Source organism: Spirillospora sp. NPDC052242, assembly GCF_040679555.1.
Taxonomy (GTDB): Bacteria; Actinomycetota; Actinomycetes; order Streptosporangiales; family Streptosporangiaceae; genus Spirillospora.
The window spans coordinates 86,050-100,843 of the sequence record NZ_JBFAUZ010000036.1 but is presented as its reverse complement, the minus strand read 5'-3'; the positions used below and the strand labels follow the sequence as shown (position 1 = coordinate 100,843).

15 protein-coding genes are annotated in these 14,794 nt (G+C 74.4%); 7 read left to right on the top strand and 8 right to left on the bottom strand.

Annotated features, from left to right (window positions below; all coding sequences use genetic code 11):
* Positions 1-145: 145 nt before the first annotated feature.
* Positions 146-1,279 (bottom strand): low temperature requirement protein A, encoded by a 1,134-nt coding sequence (locus AB0L25_RS27450; protein ID WP_500175583.1) that lies wholly within the window; start codon positions 1,277-1,279, stop codon positions 146-148.
* 42 nt (positions 1,280-1,321) lie between these two features.
* A complete protein-coding gene (gene purD, locus AB0L25_RS27445) occupies positions 1,322-2,575 on the bottom strand; it encodes a phosphoribosylamine--glycine ligase (protein WP_500175582.1) in 1,254 nt (417 codons plus the stop codon).
* Positions 2,576-2,902: 327 nt separating this feature from the next.
* On the opposite strand from purD, the gene corA reads away from it, so the two are divergent.
* Complete coding sequence (corA, locus tag AB0L25_RS27440) at positions 2,903-3,988, top strand: magnesium/cobalt transporter CorA (RefSeq protein ID WP_500175581.1); 1,086 nt, start codon at positions 2,903-2,905, stop codon at positions 3,986-3,988.
* A 5-nt stretch (positions 3,989-3,993) separates the two neighbouring features.
* On the opposite strand, the gene AB0L25_RS27435 is transcribed toward corA, so the two are convergent.
* From AB0L25_RS27435 to AB0L25_RS27425, 3 genes are read right to left on the bottom strand one after another with little or no spacing between them, the layout of a single operon-like run.
* A complete protein-coding gene (locus AB0L25_RS27435) occupies positions 3,994-4,383 on the bottom strand; it encodes a PPOX class F420-dependent oxidoreductase (protein WP_500175580.1) in 390 nt (129 codons plus the stop codon).
* Positions 4,384-4,416: 33 nt separating this feature from the next.
* Positions 4,417-5,208 carry an alpha/beta fold hydrolase gene (locus tag AB0L25_RS27430; RefSeq protein ID WP_500175579.1) on the bottom strand — a complete coding sequence of 264 codons (792 nt, stop codon included), beginning with the start codon at positions 5,206-5,208 and terminating at the stop codon, positions 4,417-4,419.
* A complete protein-coding gene (locus tag AB0L25_RS27425; RefSeq protein WP_500175578.1) occupies positions 5,205-6,563 on the bottom strand; it encodes an MFS transporter in 1,359 nt (452 codons plus the stop codon). The genes AB0L25_RS27430 and AB0L25_RS27425 overlap by 4 nt, the downstream gene beginning before the upstream one ends.
* An 89-nt stretch (positions 6,564-6,652) precedes the next feature.
* Between AB0L25_RS27425 and AB0L25_RS27420 the strand changes: the two genes are divergently transcribed.
* The 3 genes from AB0L25_RS27420 to AB0L25_RS27410 all read left to right on the top strand — a co-directional run bounded on the left by AB0L25_RS27420 (position 6,653) and on the right by AB0L25_RS27410 (position 8,604).
* The gene (locus tag AB0L25_RS27420; RefSeq protein ID WP_500175577.1) at positions 6,653-7,252 is read left to right on the top strand and encodes a TetR/AcrR family transcriptional regulator; all 600 of its coding nucleotides are present in this window, start codon (positions 6,653-6,655) and stop codon (positions 7,250-7,252) included.
* Between the two features lie 111 nt (positions 7,253-7,363).
* The gene (locus tag AB0L25_RS27415; protein WP_500175576.1) at positions 7,364-7,969 is read left to right on the top strand and encodes a GVDTG sorting domain-containing protein; all 606 of its coding nucleotides are present in this window, start codon (positions 7,364-7,366) and stop codon (positions 7,967-7,969) included.
* A gap of 41 nt (positions 7,970-8,010) precedes the next feature.
* A complete protein-coding gene (locus AB0L25_RS27410) occupies positions 8,011-8,604 on the top strand; it encodes a class F sortase (protein WP_500175575.1) in 594 nt (197 codons plus the stop codon).
* 24 nt (positions 8,605-8,628) lie between these two features.
* Here the strand turns inward: AB0L25_RS27410 and AB0L25_RS27405 are convergent, their stop codons facing one another.
* Positions 8,629-9,210 carry a putative glycolipid-binding domain-containing protein gene (locus AB0L25_RS27405; protein ID WP_500175574.1) on the bottom strand — a complete coding sequence of 194 codons (582 nt, stop codon included), beginning with the start codon at positions 9,208-9,210 and terminating at the stop codon, positions 8,629-8,631.
* Positions 9,211-9,337: 127 nt separating this feature from the next.
* Here AB0L25_RS27405 and AB0L25_RS27400 point away from each other — a divergent pair, with 127 nt between their 5' ends.
* The 3 genes from AB0L25_RS27400 to AB0L25_RS27390 all read left to right on the top strand — a co-directional run bounded on the left by AB0L25_RS27400 (position 9,338) and on the right by AB0L25_RS27390 (position 12,506).
* On the top strand, positions 9,338-9,913 hold the full coding sequence (locus AB0L25_RS27400; protein WP_500175573.1) for an RNA polymerase sigma factor: 576 nt from the start codon (positions 9,338-9,340) through the stop codon (positions 9,911-9,913).
* Positions 9,906-11,093 (top strand): CU044_5270 family protein, encoded by a 1,188-nt coding sequence (locus AB0L25_RS27395; RefSeq protein WP_500175572.1) that lies wholly within the window; start codon positions 9,906-9,908, stop codon positions 11,091-11,093. Before AB0L25_RS27400 ends, AB0L25_RS27395 begins: the two co-directional genes overlap by 8 nt.
* Positions 11,094-11,291: 198 nt before the next feature.
* Positions 11,292-12,506 carry a serine hydrolase domain-containing protein gene (locus AB0L25_RS27390; protein WP_500175571.1) on the top strand — a complete coding sequence of 405 codons (1,215 nt, stop codon included), beginning with the start codon at positions 11,292-11,294 and terminating at the stop codon, positions 12,504-12,506.
* 30 nt (positions 12,507-12,536) lie between these two features.
* Here AB0L25_RS27390 and AB0L25_RS27385 read toward each other — a convergent pair whose 3' ends face one another.
* Together AB0L25_RS27385 and AB0L25_RS27380 are read right to left on the bottom strand one after the other, a co-directional pair.
* Positions 12,537-13,394 carry a glycerophosphodiester phosphodiesterase family protein gene (locus AB0L25_RS27385; protein WP_500175570.1) on the bottom strand — a complete coding sequence of 286 codons (858 nt, stop codon included), beginning with the start codon at positions 13,392-13,394 and terminating at the stop codon, positions 12,537-12,539.
* A 45-nt stretch (positions 13,395-13,439) separates the two neighbouring features.
* On the bottom strand, positions 13,440-14,723 hold the full coding sequence (locus AB0L25_RS27380) for an adenylosuccinate synthase (protein WP_500175569.1): 1,284 nt from the start codon (positions 14,721-14,723) through the stop codon (positions 13,440-13,442).
* Positions 14,724-14,794: the final 71 nt, after the last annotated feature.

Here is a 14,794-nt window from a genome sequence, read left to right as displayed (position 1 = left end):
GGCCCTGGCGGGCCCGCCGCCCGAGGCCGCCGCGGAAACCCCGCTCCCCGCCCGGGGGGCGTCCCTCGCTCTCGTGGGGGCCGTCGCCGCGTGCGCGGGGGCTCCGCGATGGACCCGGCCCCGGGGCCGGGCGTGGGTCGGCGGGTTATGCGGGGGCGGGGGTGGGGGTGGGTGGGGTTCGGCGGCGTTCGAGGATGACCGTCGTGGAGAGGATGAGGATCAGGGCGGTGATCTCGGCGGCGGCGAGCCAGAGGCCGAGGGGGACGGTGGCGAGGGCGGCGACGGCGGCGGTGAGGCGGATGCCGGACGGGCCGATGCGCAGGACGCGGCGGAACAGGACGTCGCCCGCGAGGTAGAGGGCGACGCCGCCCGCGATGGCGAGGGCCGTGCCGGGCTTGAGGTGCTCCCAGGCGTGCTCGACGGCCTTCTTCATCCCGGCGGCCGCCACGAGGACGCCGATGATCAGCGGGATGTGCGCGTAGAAGTAGCCGAACATCGTCATCTGGGCACGGTGGACGTCGTCGGCGGCGGCCAGCGACTCCTCCGCACGCTCGTCGTCGCCGGTGAAGTACGTCCACCAGATGGCGGCGGCGAGGGCGAGGCCGAGGAGCGCGGCGACGACGAGGCCCGCGTCCAGTTCGGCGTGCGCGGCGCCCGTCCCCACGGAGATGATCGACTCGCCGAGGGTGATCATGACGAGCAGGCCGTGCCGTTCGACGATGTGCTCGGGGCGGATGCTGAACAGGCCGCCCGCCGGGACGATGTACGGCTGGACGATCGGCACGATCAGCGCGAGCGTCCACAGCGCGTACACGAGGGGGCCGCCGTCGAGCAGGCCGGCGACGATGATCAGCGCGGCGGCCAGCAGGTTCGCGGGGAGGACGCGCAGGATGTTCGGGTTGCCGCGGGCGTACAGGACGACGTGCGCGAGGACGAGCAGCAGGTAGCCGAGGCCCCAGACCAGTCCGCCGCCGCCGGTGAACGCGGTCGGGGTGCCGATGGCGACCATGAAGAAGCCGCCCATGCCCGCGAGGATCAGCAGCCGGTGGGAAGTGGCCTTCGGCGCGGTCATGTTCGTCAGCCAGGCGTACCCGCCGTACATCCACCAGAGGACGCCGAACATCAGGATGATTTGGAAGAGCCCGAGCGGGGTGAACTCGCCGATCAGGACGTCGGTCAGCCGGATCAGCGTGAAGACGAACACGAGGTCGAAGAAGAGCTCCAGCGTGGTGACGCCGTAGACCTCCTCCTCGTCCGCGGGGGTGGGGGAGGAGGTCATGAGCCTGCCTTCGGGGATTATGTCCGTGTAATCATGTAATCCTTACACGCCCTCGGCGGCCGCGGCGGCGATATCGGTGCGGTGGTGGGAGCCGCGCAGGCCGATCCGGCCGACCGCCTCGTACGCCGCCGCGCGGGCCGCCGCGAGGTCCGCGCCCGTGCCGACGACGCTCAGCACGCGGCCGCCGCTCGCGACGAGCCGTCCGGAGTCGAAGTCGAGGCTCGTGCCCGCGTGCAGGACGTACGCGCCGTCGACGGCGTCCGCCTCGGCGAGACCCGTGATCTCGTCGCCCTTCACCGGCGCCGCCGGGTAGTCCTCGGCCGCGACGACGACCGTGACGGCGGCGCCCGGGTGCCACTCGGGGCGCAGGTCCGGGTCGAGGCCGCCGATCGCGCACGCCTGCAGGAGCGTCGCGATGGGGGTGGCGAGCCGGTCCAGGACGACCTGGGTCTCGGGGTCGCCGAACCGCGCGTTGAACTCGACCACGCGGACGCCCCGCGACGTCAGCGCGAGGCCCGCGTACAGGGTGCCGACGTACGGGGTCTCGCGGCGGCGCAGCTCGTCCAGCGTCGGCTGCACGACCGTGGCCATGACCTCGTCGACCAGGGTTTCCGGCGCCCACGGGAGGGGCGTGTAGGCGCCCATGCCGCCCGTGTTCGGGCCCGCGTCGCCGTCGAGGGCGCGCTTGAAGTCCTGCGCGGGCAGCAGCGGGACGGCGTGCCGGCCGTCGCACAGCGCGAACAGCGACACCTCCGGGCCGTCCAGGAACTCCTCGATCACGACCCGGTCGCACGCCTCCGCGTGGGCCAGCGCCGCGTCGCGGTCCTCGGTCACCACGACGCCCTTGCCCGCCGCGAGCCCGTCGTCCTTCACCACGTACGGCGGGCCGAACGCGTCGAGGGCCTCCTCCGCCTCCGCGCGGGACGAGCAGACGCGCGCGTCCGCCGTCGGCACCCCGGCCGCCGCCATGATCTCCTTGGCGAACGCCTTCGACCCCTCGATGCGGGCCGCCTCCCGGTCCGGGCCGAAGCAGGGGACGCCCGCCGCGCGCAGCGCGTCCCCGACACCCGCGACGAGCGGCGCCTCGGGGCCGATCACCACCAGTTCGGTGCGCAGCCGCGCGGCGAGCTCGGTCACCGCCGCGGGATCGGACGGGTCGAGCTGGTGGTTGTCCGCGATCTCCGCCGTGCCGGGATTGCCCGGGGCGCAATGGAGGGCGGTGACGGCAGGGTCGCGGTGCAGGGCGCGGGCGAGCGCATGCTCGCGGCCACCCGATCCAAGGACGAGTACTCGCACGTCACGCGAGCTTACCGATCCGGCGCCCGCGGGGCGGTTCGTCCGATGAGTCCGCCGTCACACCCGGCGCCGTGAACTTCCGTGAACCTCACGGCGTCCTAACGATCGGCTGGTACGCTGCGATCGGCCTTGACAGACCCGGGTCGCGGTATGTCCGGAAGGAGGTGGTCGGGATGAGTCCTGGTGATACTTGCAGTTCGCCGGAGAACCCTCACAGTCCGAGGACTGTCCGTCCGTCCGCCTCCCTCTGGCGTCCGGCCGCCCCCGCGCGCTCCCTCTAGGGCCGAGCGCGCGATGCGCGCGTGGCCGGCGGGTTAGGAGCACCTCATGGCCATGACGCGAGTCCGTCCCACCCGCGCGCTGTTCAAGACGCGCCGTCCCCAGGACGCGCGGCGGCAGGGCCCGCCCCGGGGCTCCGCCGTCATCGACTGGGCCGCCTACATCGACGGCCACCGCGTCTGCACCGACACCGTCGGGGACGCCGTCCGCCTCATCCGCGACGGGCGCCTCACCCCCGAGGGCGACAGCGCCGGGTTCGTCTGGGTCGGGCTGCACGAGCCGTCCGCGACGGAGCTGTCCGACCTCGCCGAGGTGTTCGGGCTGCACCCGCTCGCCGTCGAGGACGCCATCAACGCGCACCAGCGCCCGAAGCACGAGCGCTACGACGACGTCCACTTCGTCGTGATGAAGACCGTCGGCTACGTCCCGGGCGAGGACGGCTCCGAGGTCGTCGAGACCGGCGAGATCATGATCTTCTGCGGGCCCGACTTCGTGGTGACCGTCCGGCACGGGACGCACGGCGAGCTCGCGCCCGTCCGGACCCGGCTGGAGGGCGACCCGTCCCGGCTGGTGCACGGCCCGGCCGCCGTCCTGCACGCGGTCACCGACCACGTCGTCGACGGGTACGTGAACGTCGCGGACGCCGTCCAGGAGGACATCGACGAGGTCGAGGAGGCCGTCTTCTCCCCCGAGCGGACGGACGAGTCGCGCCGCATCTACCGGCTCAAGCGGGAGGTCATCCAGCTCAAGCGGGCCGTCGGCCCGCTCGCTGGCCCGCTGCGCAGCCTGTCCGGCCGCCGGTTCGTCCCGGCGGAGATCAAGGAGTACCTGCGCGACGTCGAGGACCACCTCACCCGCGTCCGCGAGCAGGTCGAGTCCTACGACGAGCTGCTGAACCCGATCCTGCAGGCGCACATGACGCAGGTGACGGTCGCCGACAACCAGGACATGCGCAAGATCTCCGCCTGGGGCGCGATCTTCATGGTGCCCACCGCCATCGCGGGCATCTACGGCATGAACTTCGACTTCATGCCCGAGACGAGCTGGCGGTACGGCTACTACATGATCCTCGGCGTCATCGGCCTCGCCTGCCTGTCCCTCTACCGGGGCTTCCGCCGCAACGGCTGGCTCTGACCGCGTCACACGGAACGGCTCGCGCGGGGTCCGTCGAGGTTCCACGAGACGATCCGGGTGGGGGTGATCCTGATGATCCCGCGGGACATCCCGGGCCGGGGCGGTTCCTGGTCGGTCAGCGCCACCGCGGTGCCCCGGATCTCGATGCCCCGGGGCGCCCACGGGTCGACCGTCGCCAGGTCGTCCACGACGAACGCGACCGTGCTGCCCGCCTGGATGTTCCGGAACTTCTTCGACGTCTCCAGCGCGCCCCCGCGGATGGAGACGATGCCGGTGTCGGCGTCGACCCGGAAGTTGGTCGGGTTGTTCTGCACCTGCCCGTCGGGCGAGACGGTGGCGAGCCGCCCGATGGGCTGCGCGGCCAGGTAGGCGAGTTCCGCCGGAGTGAAGATCATCTGCCGTATTCTTCCCTGCCGCCGGCCCCCCGGTCACAGCGCGGCCAGGAACTCCCGGACGGCGCCGGCGAAGGCCGCCGGGTCGTCGTCGTGCGCCCAGTGGCCGCAGCCGGGGAGTTCGCGCAGGACGGTCCCGGGGCGGCGCCCGGCCATCTCGCGGGCCATCGCCGTGGGCAGCACGAAGCTCTCCGTGCCGTGGATCAGCAGGGCGGGGCACGACGACCCCAGCCAGTCGGCCCACCAGTCCCCGATCAGGGCCTCCTGCGACGCCACCATGTCGTCGTGGTCGAACAGCAGGCCCCAGCCGTCCGGGCGCTCGACCGCGCTCTCGAGGAAGTACCCGGCGTCCGGGACGCCCCGCGCCTCGATCGCGCGGCGCAGTTCGCCGAGCGTCGCGGCCCGGCGGGGCCAGCCGCGGACGTCCAGGACGGGGTGCGGCACCTCGGGCGGCCGGTTGTACGCGCCGCCCTCCTCGACGACCAGCGCCCGGACGAGCCCGGGGTGCCGCGCGGCCAGCCGGAACGCGACGACCCCGCCCATCGAGTGCCCGAGGACGATCACCGGTCCGAGCCCGAGCCCCCGCAGGAACGCGGCGGCGTCCTCGACGTACTCGTCCGGTTCGAGGGCGCCGCGGTCGCTGTGCCCGTGCCCCCGCTGCTCGAGGGCGATCACCCGGTACCCGGGCGCCAGCCGCGCGGCGAGCGGCGCGAAGCACCGGGCGCGGCCGAAGTGCCCGTGCAGCGCCAGGACCGGCGTGCCCCCGTCCGGACCGCCGTCCAGCCAGGCCAGCCGCAGGCCCCGGACGGACGCGTACTTCTCGATCATCGTGGTCTCCGTTCGTCGCGCAGGAAGAGCGAGGTCAGCGCCGCGGCGCCGAGCGCGGTGCCGGCGGCGACGGCGGCGGCGAGCGCGAAGCCGCCGGTGAGGGCGCCGCCGGCGGGGAGTCCGCCGAGCACGGCGACCCCGAGCGCGCCGCCGAGCTTGAACGCGGTCTCGGTCACGGCCGCGACCGGTCCCGACCGTCCCGGCGGCGCCGCCCGCAGCATCGCGGTGCTCGCGGCGTTGACCGTCGCGGCGTTGCCCGCCGCGAGCACCGCGAGTCCGGCGACGACGAACGCCGGGTCGTCCGTCCGCAGGCCCGCCGCCATCACCGCGGCCCCGGCCGCGAGGACGGCGAGGCCGCCGCCCGCCGTGCACCGCACGCCGTACCGGACGATCGACCGCACCGCCAGGGGCGCCGCGCCCAGCTGCGCCGCGGCGACCGGCAGCAGCGACAGCGCCGCCTCCGCCGGGGAGTGGCCCCGCACCTCCTGCAGGTACCGGGTGAGCAGGAACAGGACGCCCATCAGGGCGAAGAACCCGGTGCCCGCGGCGAGCGCGGCGGGCCAGAACGTGCGGCGTGCCAGCATGCCGGGGTCGATGAGCGGACGGTCCGCGCGTCGCAGGTGCACCGCGAACGCGATCACCGAGGCCGCCGCGGCGGCGGCCCCGCCGACGGTCGCCGGGTCGAGCGGGCCCCGGTGCGGGGCCTGGACGAGCGTGTGGACGACGGCGACGAACGTCCCGCCCGCGAGCACGGCGCCGGGCACGTCCAGCGGCACCGCACGTCCGGGGAACGCGGGGACGACCGCCGCGATCGCCGCCCCGGCGACCAGCAGGACCGCGCCGTTCACCAGGAACACCGAGCGCCAGCCGAAGTGCTCCGTGAGCAGCCCGCCCGCCAGCGGCCCCGCCACCACCCCCGCGCTCGCCGCCGCGCCCCACGCCGCGAGCGCCCTCGGCAGCTCGGGACCCGGGAAGACGCCGCGCAGGACGGCCAGCGCGGACGGCGTGATCATCGCGTTGCCGATCCCCTGCAGCGCGCGGGCGGCGATGAGCTCGCCGGGCGTCCGCGCGGCCGCCGCGAGCAGCGAGGCCGCCGCGAACACGGCGACTCCCGCGAGCAGCATCCGCCGTTCCCCGACGCGCTCGGCGAGCGCCCCGGCGGCGATCAGCGTCGAGGCCAGGGCGAGGACCGTCGCCTCGGTGATCCACTGCAGTTCCGCGCCGTCGGCCCCGAGGTCGGCGGCGATGGACGGCAGCGCGACCGTCACCGCCATCACGCTCGCGCTCATGACCAGCAGCGCGGCGCACAGCGCGCCCAGGACGGGCGGACGGCGGGCATGCCCGGCCGGGTTCATGGGACGACCTCCAGTGCGGAAGCCAGTAAACATAACGATCGTCATGGGAAGTTGGCAAAACGATCGTCATGGGAATAGGGTCGGCGACCGTGGCCCGACCCCGCGACCCGCAGCGCCGTGCCCGGCTCCTCGACGCGATCGTCGACTACCTCGCCGAGCACGGGATCGCCGGGCTCTCGATGCGCCCGCTCGCGAAGGCGCTCGGCCACAGCACGTACGTCCTGACCCACCACTTCGCGACCAAGGACGAGCTGGTCGGCGCGGTGCTGGAGCACCTGGACCGGCGCCAGAAGGACCGGCTCGAAGCGCTCCCCGCCCCACCGGACGGCGCGGGCCTCGGCGCCGTCGTCCGGGCCTCGTGGGCCTGGCACCTCGCCGAGGACCTGCCGATGGTCCGGCTGCTGCACGAGATCGAGGGGCTGTCGGCCGCGGGCCGGCTCACCGGCCCGTACGTCCCGAAGATGCTGGGCGACCGCGCCGGGTACGTCGCGGACGTCCTGCGCGCCCACGGCGTCCCCGACGACGTCGCCCTGCGCAACGCGACCCTGCTCAACGCCGCGTACGCCGGACTCCAGATCGACTACCTCACGACCGGGGACGAGGCCCGCGTCGAGGCCGCCCTGGACGAACTGGCCGCCCTGGCCGATTCGTGGACGGGCGCCGCCCCCGGGGACGTCCGCGCGGAGTGACGCGGCGTTCCGTGAGGCTCTCTCATTCGGGCCTCACGGGTCCCTAATGCACGGCCGCCAACCTGATGGTGAGGCCGCTCGGACGGGTGGTCCCTTCCTCAGGAGGTTGCGATGACGGCAGTGTTCCAGCGGGTGCTGCTGGTGCTGGCTCTGACCCTCGGTGCGGCGACGGCCGTCACCGTGTTCACGACCGCGACCGGCTACGGCGGCCCGGGCTTCGCCGCGGTCGCCCACGCCGACGACCGCGACGACCGGGGTGACGACGACGGCCGCGGCGACGACGACGGCGACGACGGTCGCGGCGACGACGGCCGCGGCGACGACGACCGGGGCGACGACGACGGCCGCGGTGACGATGACGGCGACGACGGTCGCGGGGACGACGACGGTGACGACGGCCGCGGTGACGACGACCGTCGCGGGGACGACCGGGGCGACGACGACGGGAACCGCGGCGCCGGGGCCCCGGCCGGCAACGGCGGCGCGCCGACCGGTGACGACGACGGCGACGACGGCAACCGCGGCGGCGGCGCCGCGCCGGTCGGCGACGACGACGGGCAGCAGCCGCGCGGCGGCGTCGACACCGGGCGCGGCGGCGTCGCGGACGGCTCCGGCGGCCCCTCCGCCCCGCTTCTGGCGGGCTCGCTGATCGGCGCCGCGGCGCTGGCCGGCGGCGGCGGGCTGCTGTGGCTGCGGCGGCGCGGCACGGCGGGCTGACGGTGGCCGTCCGACCGGACGTTCGCGGCGGTCGCGGGGGCGTGCTCCTCGCGGCCGTCGCGGCCGTCCTCCTGCTGAGCGCCTGTGGGGGCGGCGGGTCCGCCCCGGCGGCGCGGACGACCCCGGCGCCCCCCACCGCCCCCGCCCCGTCCACGTCCACGCCCTCCCCGGCGGCGGCGGGGGACGCCTCCGGCGAGGCGGCCGACCCGGTGCGGGTTCGGGTCCCGTCGATCGGGGTGTCGGCGGCGATGGTGCCGCTGGCCATCGACCGCTCCGGCACGCTCGCCGCCCCGAAGGGGTACGACGTCGCGGGCTGGAACGTCGCGGGGCCCGAACCCGGCGAGCGCGGCACCGCGGTCATCGCCGGGCACGTCGACTCGCGCACCGGCCCGGCCGTCTTCTACCGGCTCCGGGACCTGCGGCCCGGCGACGCGGTCGAGGTCGACCGGAAGGACGGCAGCACGGCCCGGTTCGAGGTGACGCGACTCGAACGGCACAGCAAGAGCGGCGTGCCCGACTCGGTCTACGAGCCGGCGCCCGGCCCGGAGGTCCGGCTCATCACCTGCGGCGGCGCGTTCGACCGCGACCGCGGCGGCTACCGGGACAACATCATCGTCTACGCGGCCGCGGCGTGAGCGCGGGCCCGGCCGCCCGCCCGCTCAGGCGTGGCGGGCGGCCAGGCCCGGATACTCCAGCACGAAGCCCGAGGGGTCGTAGACGAGCCGGGCGGTGAAGCCGAACGCCGGGGCCGCGTAGTCGTAGCACCGGTGCCCGCCGGCGTCGGCCGTCCGGGCGTAGGTCTGCTCCAGCCGGTCGACGGCGAGGTCCTCGGCGCGCACGTAGACCGCCGGGGCCTCCGCGGACTCCCCGACGGCCAGGCGCGTCCGGTGCACGGGCAGCGCGTTCGTCACGGCGGACGACTCCAGATCGACGTCGCGGCAGCCGTCCAGCGCGGCCGCGCGCTCGCCGTCGACCAGCCATCGCCCCGGTTCGTCCTGTTCGACGGTCACCGCGGGCGACGCCCCGGGCAGCCGGTTCGAGACGCGGGCGCGGCGCGTGCACCAGCGTTCGTCCACGTCGATCGCGTACTCGACCGCCCACGCCCGTCCCTGCTCCACCGCCGTGGTCGTGCCGCGCAGCCGCCACCCGCCGTCCAGCCGATCGATCCGGACGACCTCGAATCCGGTGCGGGCGTCGAGGTGCCGCCAGGCGGCGGTGGCCGGAGGAGGCGCGAAAGGCATACGGCCCATGCTGGCAGGCCCGGATCGCGCGCGGCAGGTGGGCAACCGGTTCTGGCCGGTCGGGATAGAGGAGGGTGTCAGCACCCCCCAGACGTGGAGGACCCCCCATGAAGGGATACCCCGGCCCATGGCCATGGTGAGCCCCGCGAGGGACGGACGGGACGACGCGCGGATCGTCGCGGCGTCCCTCGACGATCCCGAGGCGTTCGGCGAGCTGTTCCGCCGGTACGGGCCCCGGATCCACGCGTACGTCCGCCGCAGGCTCGGGCCCGTCCTCGCCGACGACCTGCTGTCGGAGACGTTCGCGATCGCGTTCCGGCAGCGGGAGCGGTTCGACGGGCGCGCCGATTTCGGCGCCTGGCTGTGGGGCATCGCGAGCAACCTGATCGCGCGGCACCACCGGCAGGAGACGCGGATGTACCGGGCGTACGCCCGGACCGGCGTCGACCCGGCGGAGGACGGCGTCGCCGAACGGGCGAGCGAGCGCGCGACGGCGGCGGCGCTCGGGCCGTCCATGGCGAAGGCGCTCGCGTCGCTGACCGTGAAGGAACGCGGTCCCCTGCTGCTGCTGGCCTGGGGCCAGATGTCGTACCCGGAGATCGCGGCGGCGCTCGACCTGCCGCTCGGAACGGTCAAGGCCCGCATCCACCGGGCCCGGAAGAAGCTCCGCAAGGCCCTCCCGGAGGAGAAGAACGATGGATGAGATCGACGCCCTGCGCGGGATGAGGACGGCGCTCGCCGAGGAGGAGTCCCCGGAGGCGCTCGCCGCGCGCATCGACTGGCGGAGCGACCGGCGGAGCGCGCCGCCGAAGCGGGAACGGCGCCGGCCGCGCTTCGCGATCCCGCTGGTGGGCGTGGTCGCGGCCGGTGCGGCCGCCGCGGCGGCGGTGGCGCTCGTCCCGGACGGGGGCGGCGGCGAGGTCCGCGCGGAGCCGGGGAACGTGCTGCTGGTGGCCGCCGAGAACGCGGAGAAGGCCCCGACCGGGAAGTACTGGCACACCGAGACGGTCCTCGGGGACGTCTACGCGGTCGGGAAGAGCGCGAAGAACCACTACAAGGTGGACTCGCGGCAGCGGATCGTCTCCTGGGCGGGCCCGGACGGCAAGGGCACGACGACGAACGTGGACGAGCCCGACCGTCCGCTGACGCCCGAGGACGAGCGGAAGTGGCGGGCGGCCGGGTCCCCGGGCCGGGTGTCCGTGCCCGACCCCGAGGGCGGCGGGTCGGACGTGATCCTGTACCTGGAGGGGACGTCCAGCGGGCCGGCGATGCCGCTGGACGGCGACCACTTCGGGCTGTCGGCCGAGGACGTCGAGGCACTGCCCACCGAACCGACGGCGCTGAAGAAGGCCCTGCTGGGCTTGAAGGGCGACTGGCACGCGTACACGTCCGACGAGACGGGGGAGGAGCCGATCGGCGCCCTGGAGGGCGCGGCGCGGACCCGGGCGCTGAGCGAGGTGGCGGGGACGCTGCTGTCGACGGCGCCCGCGCCGCCGAAGGTGCGGGCGGCGGCGTTCCGGATGCTCGCCGACCTGCCGGGCGTGCGGCCCGGCGGCGAGGCGACCGACCGCATGGGCCGCACCGGCACGGTGGTGTCGCTGCCGCTGGAGACGACCATGCCGCTCGGCCTGTACACCGCGCCCAAGCAGCTGGGCACCTACAAGCGGCAGTGGATCATCGATCCGGACGAGGGGGCCCTGCTGGCGATCCGCGACCTGGTGGTCACGCCGCCGAAGGGCACCCGCGAGCTGCCGCCGGACGACGTCCACACCGCGCGCAGCCTGAAGGCGGAGGACATGCCCGACCGGTTCCACGAGCCCGGCGAGCTGGCGGCGTACCAGCTGTTCGCCGTGGCCGAATGGACGGACGAACGCCCGAGCTGACCGGGCGGCGCGTCGGCCGTCGATGGGCGAAGGAACCATGCCCCTCGGCGGCCGTCCGTCTGTCCGCCCGTTCGCCCGTCCGCCGTCCGGAGTCTCGGGGTAGGGCTGCCCATACCTCGAAGAGTCCACCTGGCCATGATGTTCCGCGACTCCCGGTCACTTACCGTTTCCATTAAGTGACCGACTTGGGGAGGACCGGTGAAAGCTGCACACGGGCGATTCGCGCGTACGGCGGTGATGGCGGGAGTGACCGCCGCCGTGGCGCTGGGGGCGCCGCCCGCCGAGGCGGGGACGGCGGGACGCTCCGCCCTCCAGGCCGATCTCGACGCGCTGCGCGGGCACGGGGTGACCGGCGCCTGGGCGGAGGCGACCGAGGGGCGGCGCACGCGGACCGTCCGCTCGGGGGTCGCCGATCTGGCCACCGGGCGTCCGGTCCCCTGGAACGCGCACTACCGGATCGGGAGCACCACCAAGACCTTCGTCGCCGTGGTGGTCCTGCAACTGGCCGCCGAAGGCAGGATCGGGCTGGACGACCCGGTGGAGCGGTGGCTGCCCGGCGTGGTCACCGGCAACGGCAACGACGGGCGCAAGATCACGGTGAGGCAGCTGCTCAGGCACAACAGCGGGCTGCACGACTACATCCTGGACACCCCGATGTACAAGGCCGCCCTCGCCGAGGGCTACCCGGGCTTCGTCCGGGAGCGTTTCCGCAAGCACCGTCCCGAGGAACTGGCGGCGATGGCGATGCGGCACCGCCCGCACTGGGTGCCCGAGGGTCCGGACGAGCGGCGCTGGTCGTACTCCAACACCAACTACATCCTCGCCGGGATGATCGTCGAGCGGGTGACCGGGCGCACCTGGGAGCAGGAGGTGCGCGCCCGGATCACCGGGCCGCTGGGGCTCCGCCGCACCGCGGTGCCCCCCGACCCGCGTACCTTCCCCAGCCCGCACGCAATCGCCTACCAGCGCTTCCTCGGCGACGACCGGCTGTACGACGTGACGTCGAACGCGGACGCCTACGCCGACGGGGGCCTCGTCGCCACCACCGGTGACGTGGGCCGGTTCTTCCGCGCCCTCATGCGCGGGCGCCTCCTGCCGCCGGCGTGGCTGGCCGAGATGAAGGAGACCGTCCCGCAGCGGGAACCGGGCGACGGCGGGGCGGCGGCGGGCCGCTACGGGCTCGGCCTCCAATGGAGCCCGCTGAGCTGCGGCGGCGGCTACTGGACCCACGGCGGCGACTCGCTCGGAGTCTCCAACCGCCTCGGCGTCACACCGGACGGACGGCGCAGCGTCGTCGTCGCGATCTCCACCGAGACCCTCGACGAAGCCACCGAGACCGCGAAGGACGCGACCGCCGAGCGCCTCATCGACCGCGCGCTCTGCGAACCGTCCCCCCGCTCGTCCCCACCGTGACCCGACGGGCGGGGCCGTGCGGCGGCCCGGTCACCCGGGTGCGGGGGCGGCGGCGAGGACGCGGGCGGCGACGTCCGGGTAGTCGGTGACGATCGCGTCGGCGCCGTACTTCGCGAACCGCGCCATGTCCTCGGGGTCGTTCACCGTCCAGACGGCGACGGCGAGGCCCGCGTCGTGGGCGTCGTCCACGAGTCCGGGCGTGGTGATCGCGTGCTCGGGGGACAGGACGGTCGCGCCCGCGGCCGCCGCGGACGCGACGGGGTCGCGGGCGGGGAGCCCCGCGAGCCAGCGGGTGCCGGGGGCGAGCGTCTTGCGTTCGACGAGCGCGACCCGGCCGAACTCGCGGGGCGTCTCGGCGAGGACGCGCCAGTCGAAGGCCAGCAGGCGGCTGCGGGCGGCGAGCCCCGCGGTGCGCAGGACGCCGACGACGGCCGCGACGAACCGGGCCACCTCGGCGTCCGGCCAGGACGGGTCGGTCTTGAGCTCCACGGCCAGCGCGGCGTCCGACGGGGCGACGAGGTCGCAGACCTCGGCGAGCGTCGGGATCGGCGTCCCGGGGACCGCGCGCTGCGTGACGGCGAACGCGTCGGACGTCCGGCGGGTGCCGGCGTCGAGGGTGCGGAGCTGCGCGAGGGTGAGATCGCGGACGGCCTTCCCCACGTAGGGGAAGGCCGGGTCGCCCGGGTGCGCGGGCGCGGTGTCGGCGAGCGTCACCGGCGACAGGACCTGGTCGTGGCCGAGGACGACGACGCCGTCGGCCGACAGGCCCACGTCGAGTTCGACGGCGTCGACGCCCAGGTCCAGCGCGTGCGCGAAGCCGGGAAGGGTGTTCTCCGGCAGGAGGCCGCGGGCGCCGCGGTGGCCGTGCAGCTCGGCGGTGCGGGTCACGGTGCGCAACCGTACCCGCCGAACCGGAATGGCCGGTTACGGGCGTCAGACGAGCGGGCGGAGCTGCAGCGTCTGGTCACGGCCGGGGCCGACGCCGATCGCGGAGATCTGGGCGCCCGACATCTCCTCCAGGGCCCGGACGTACGCCTGCGCGTTCTTCGGGAGGTCCTCGAAGGTCTTGGCACCGGTGATGTCCTCGCGCCAGCCGTCCAGGTACTCGAGGATCGGCTTGGCGTGGTGGAAGTCGGTCTGCGTGGTGGGCAGCTCGTCGACGCGCTCGCCGTCGACGTCGTAGGCGACGCAGACGGGGACGCGGTCGAGCCCGGACAGGACGTCCAGCTTCGTGAGGAAGTAGTCGGTGATGCCGTTGACGCGGGTGGCGTAGCGGGCGATGACGGCGTCGAACCAGCCGCAGCGGCGGTCGCGGCCGGTGGTGACGCCGTACTCGCCGCCGGTCTTGCGGAGGTACTCGCCCTGCTCGTCCAGCAGCTCGGTCGGGAACGGGCCGGAGCCGACGCGCGTCGTGTACGCCTTGAGGATGCCGATCACCCGGTTGATCTTCGTGGGGCCGACGCCGGAGCCCGCGCAGGCGCCGCCCGCGGTCGGGGACGACGACGTCACGAACGGGTACGTGCCGTGGTCGATGTCGAGGAGCGTGCCCTGCGCGCCCTCGAGCAGCACGACCTTGTCGTCGTCCAGGGCCTTGTTCAGGACGAGCGTGGTGTCGGTGACGAACGGGCGGAGCCGCTCCCCGTACGCGACGTACTCCTGGACGATCGGGCCGGTGTCGATGCGGCGCCGGTTGTAGACCTTCGTGAGGACCTGGTTCTTCTCGCGGAGCGCCAGGTCGAGCTTCTGCGTGAGGATGTTCGGGTCGAACAGGTCCTGGACGCGGATGCCCATCCGGTTGATCTTGTCGGCGTAGGCGGGGCCGATGCCGCGCCCGGTGGTGCCGATGCGGGCCTTGCCGAGGTAGCGCTCGGTGACCTTGTCGAGGGCCCGGTGGTGGGGCATGATCAGGTGCGCGTTGCCGGAGATCAGCAGGCGTTCGCAGCTCACGCCGCGGGCGCGCAGGCCGTCGATCTCCTCCAGCAGGACGGCAGGGTCGATCACGACGCCGTTGCCGATCACGGGGACGACGTCGGGGGACAGCACCCCCGAGGGCAGCAGGTGCAGTGCGTAGCTCTTGTCGCCGATGACGACGGTGTGGCCCGCGTTGTTGCCGCCCTGGTAGCGGACGACGTAGTCGACGTCTCCGCCCAGCAGGTCGGTGGCCTTGCCCTTCCCTTCGTCTCCCCACTGAGCCCCGACCAGAACGATCGCCGGCATGCCGATTCACCCTTCCCACGACGAAAGGCCCCTGAATCGCAAGTGCGAAAGGGGCCTCTTGCGGTCAGATC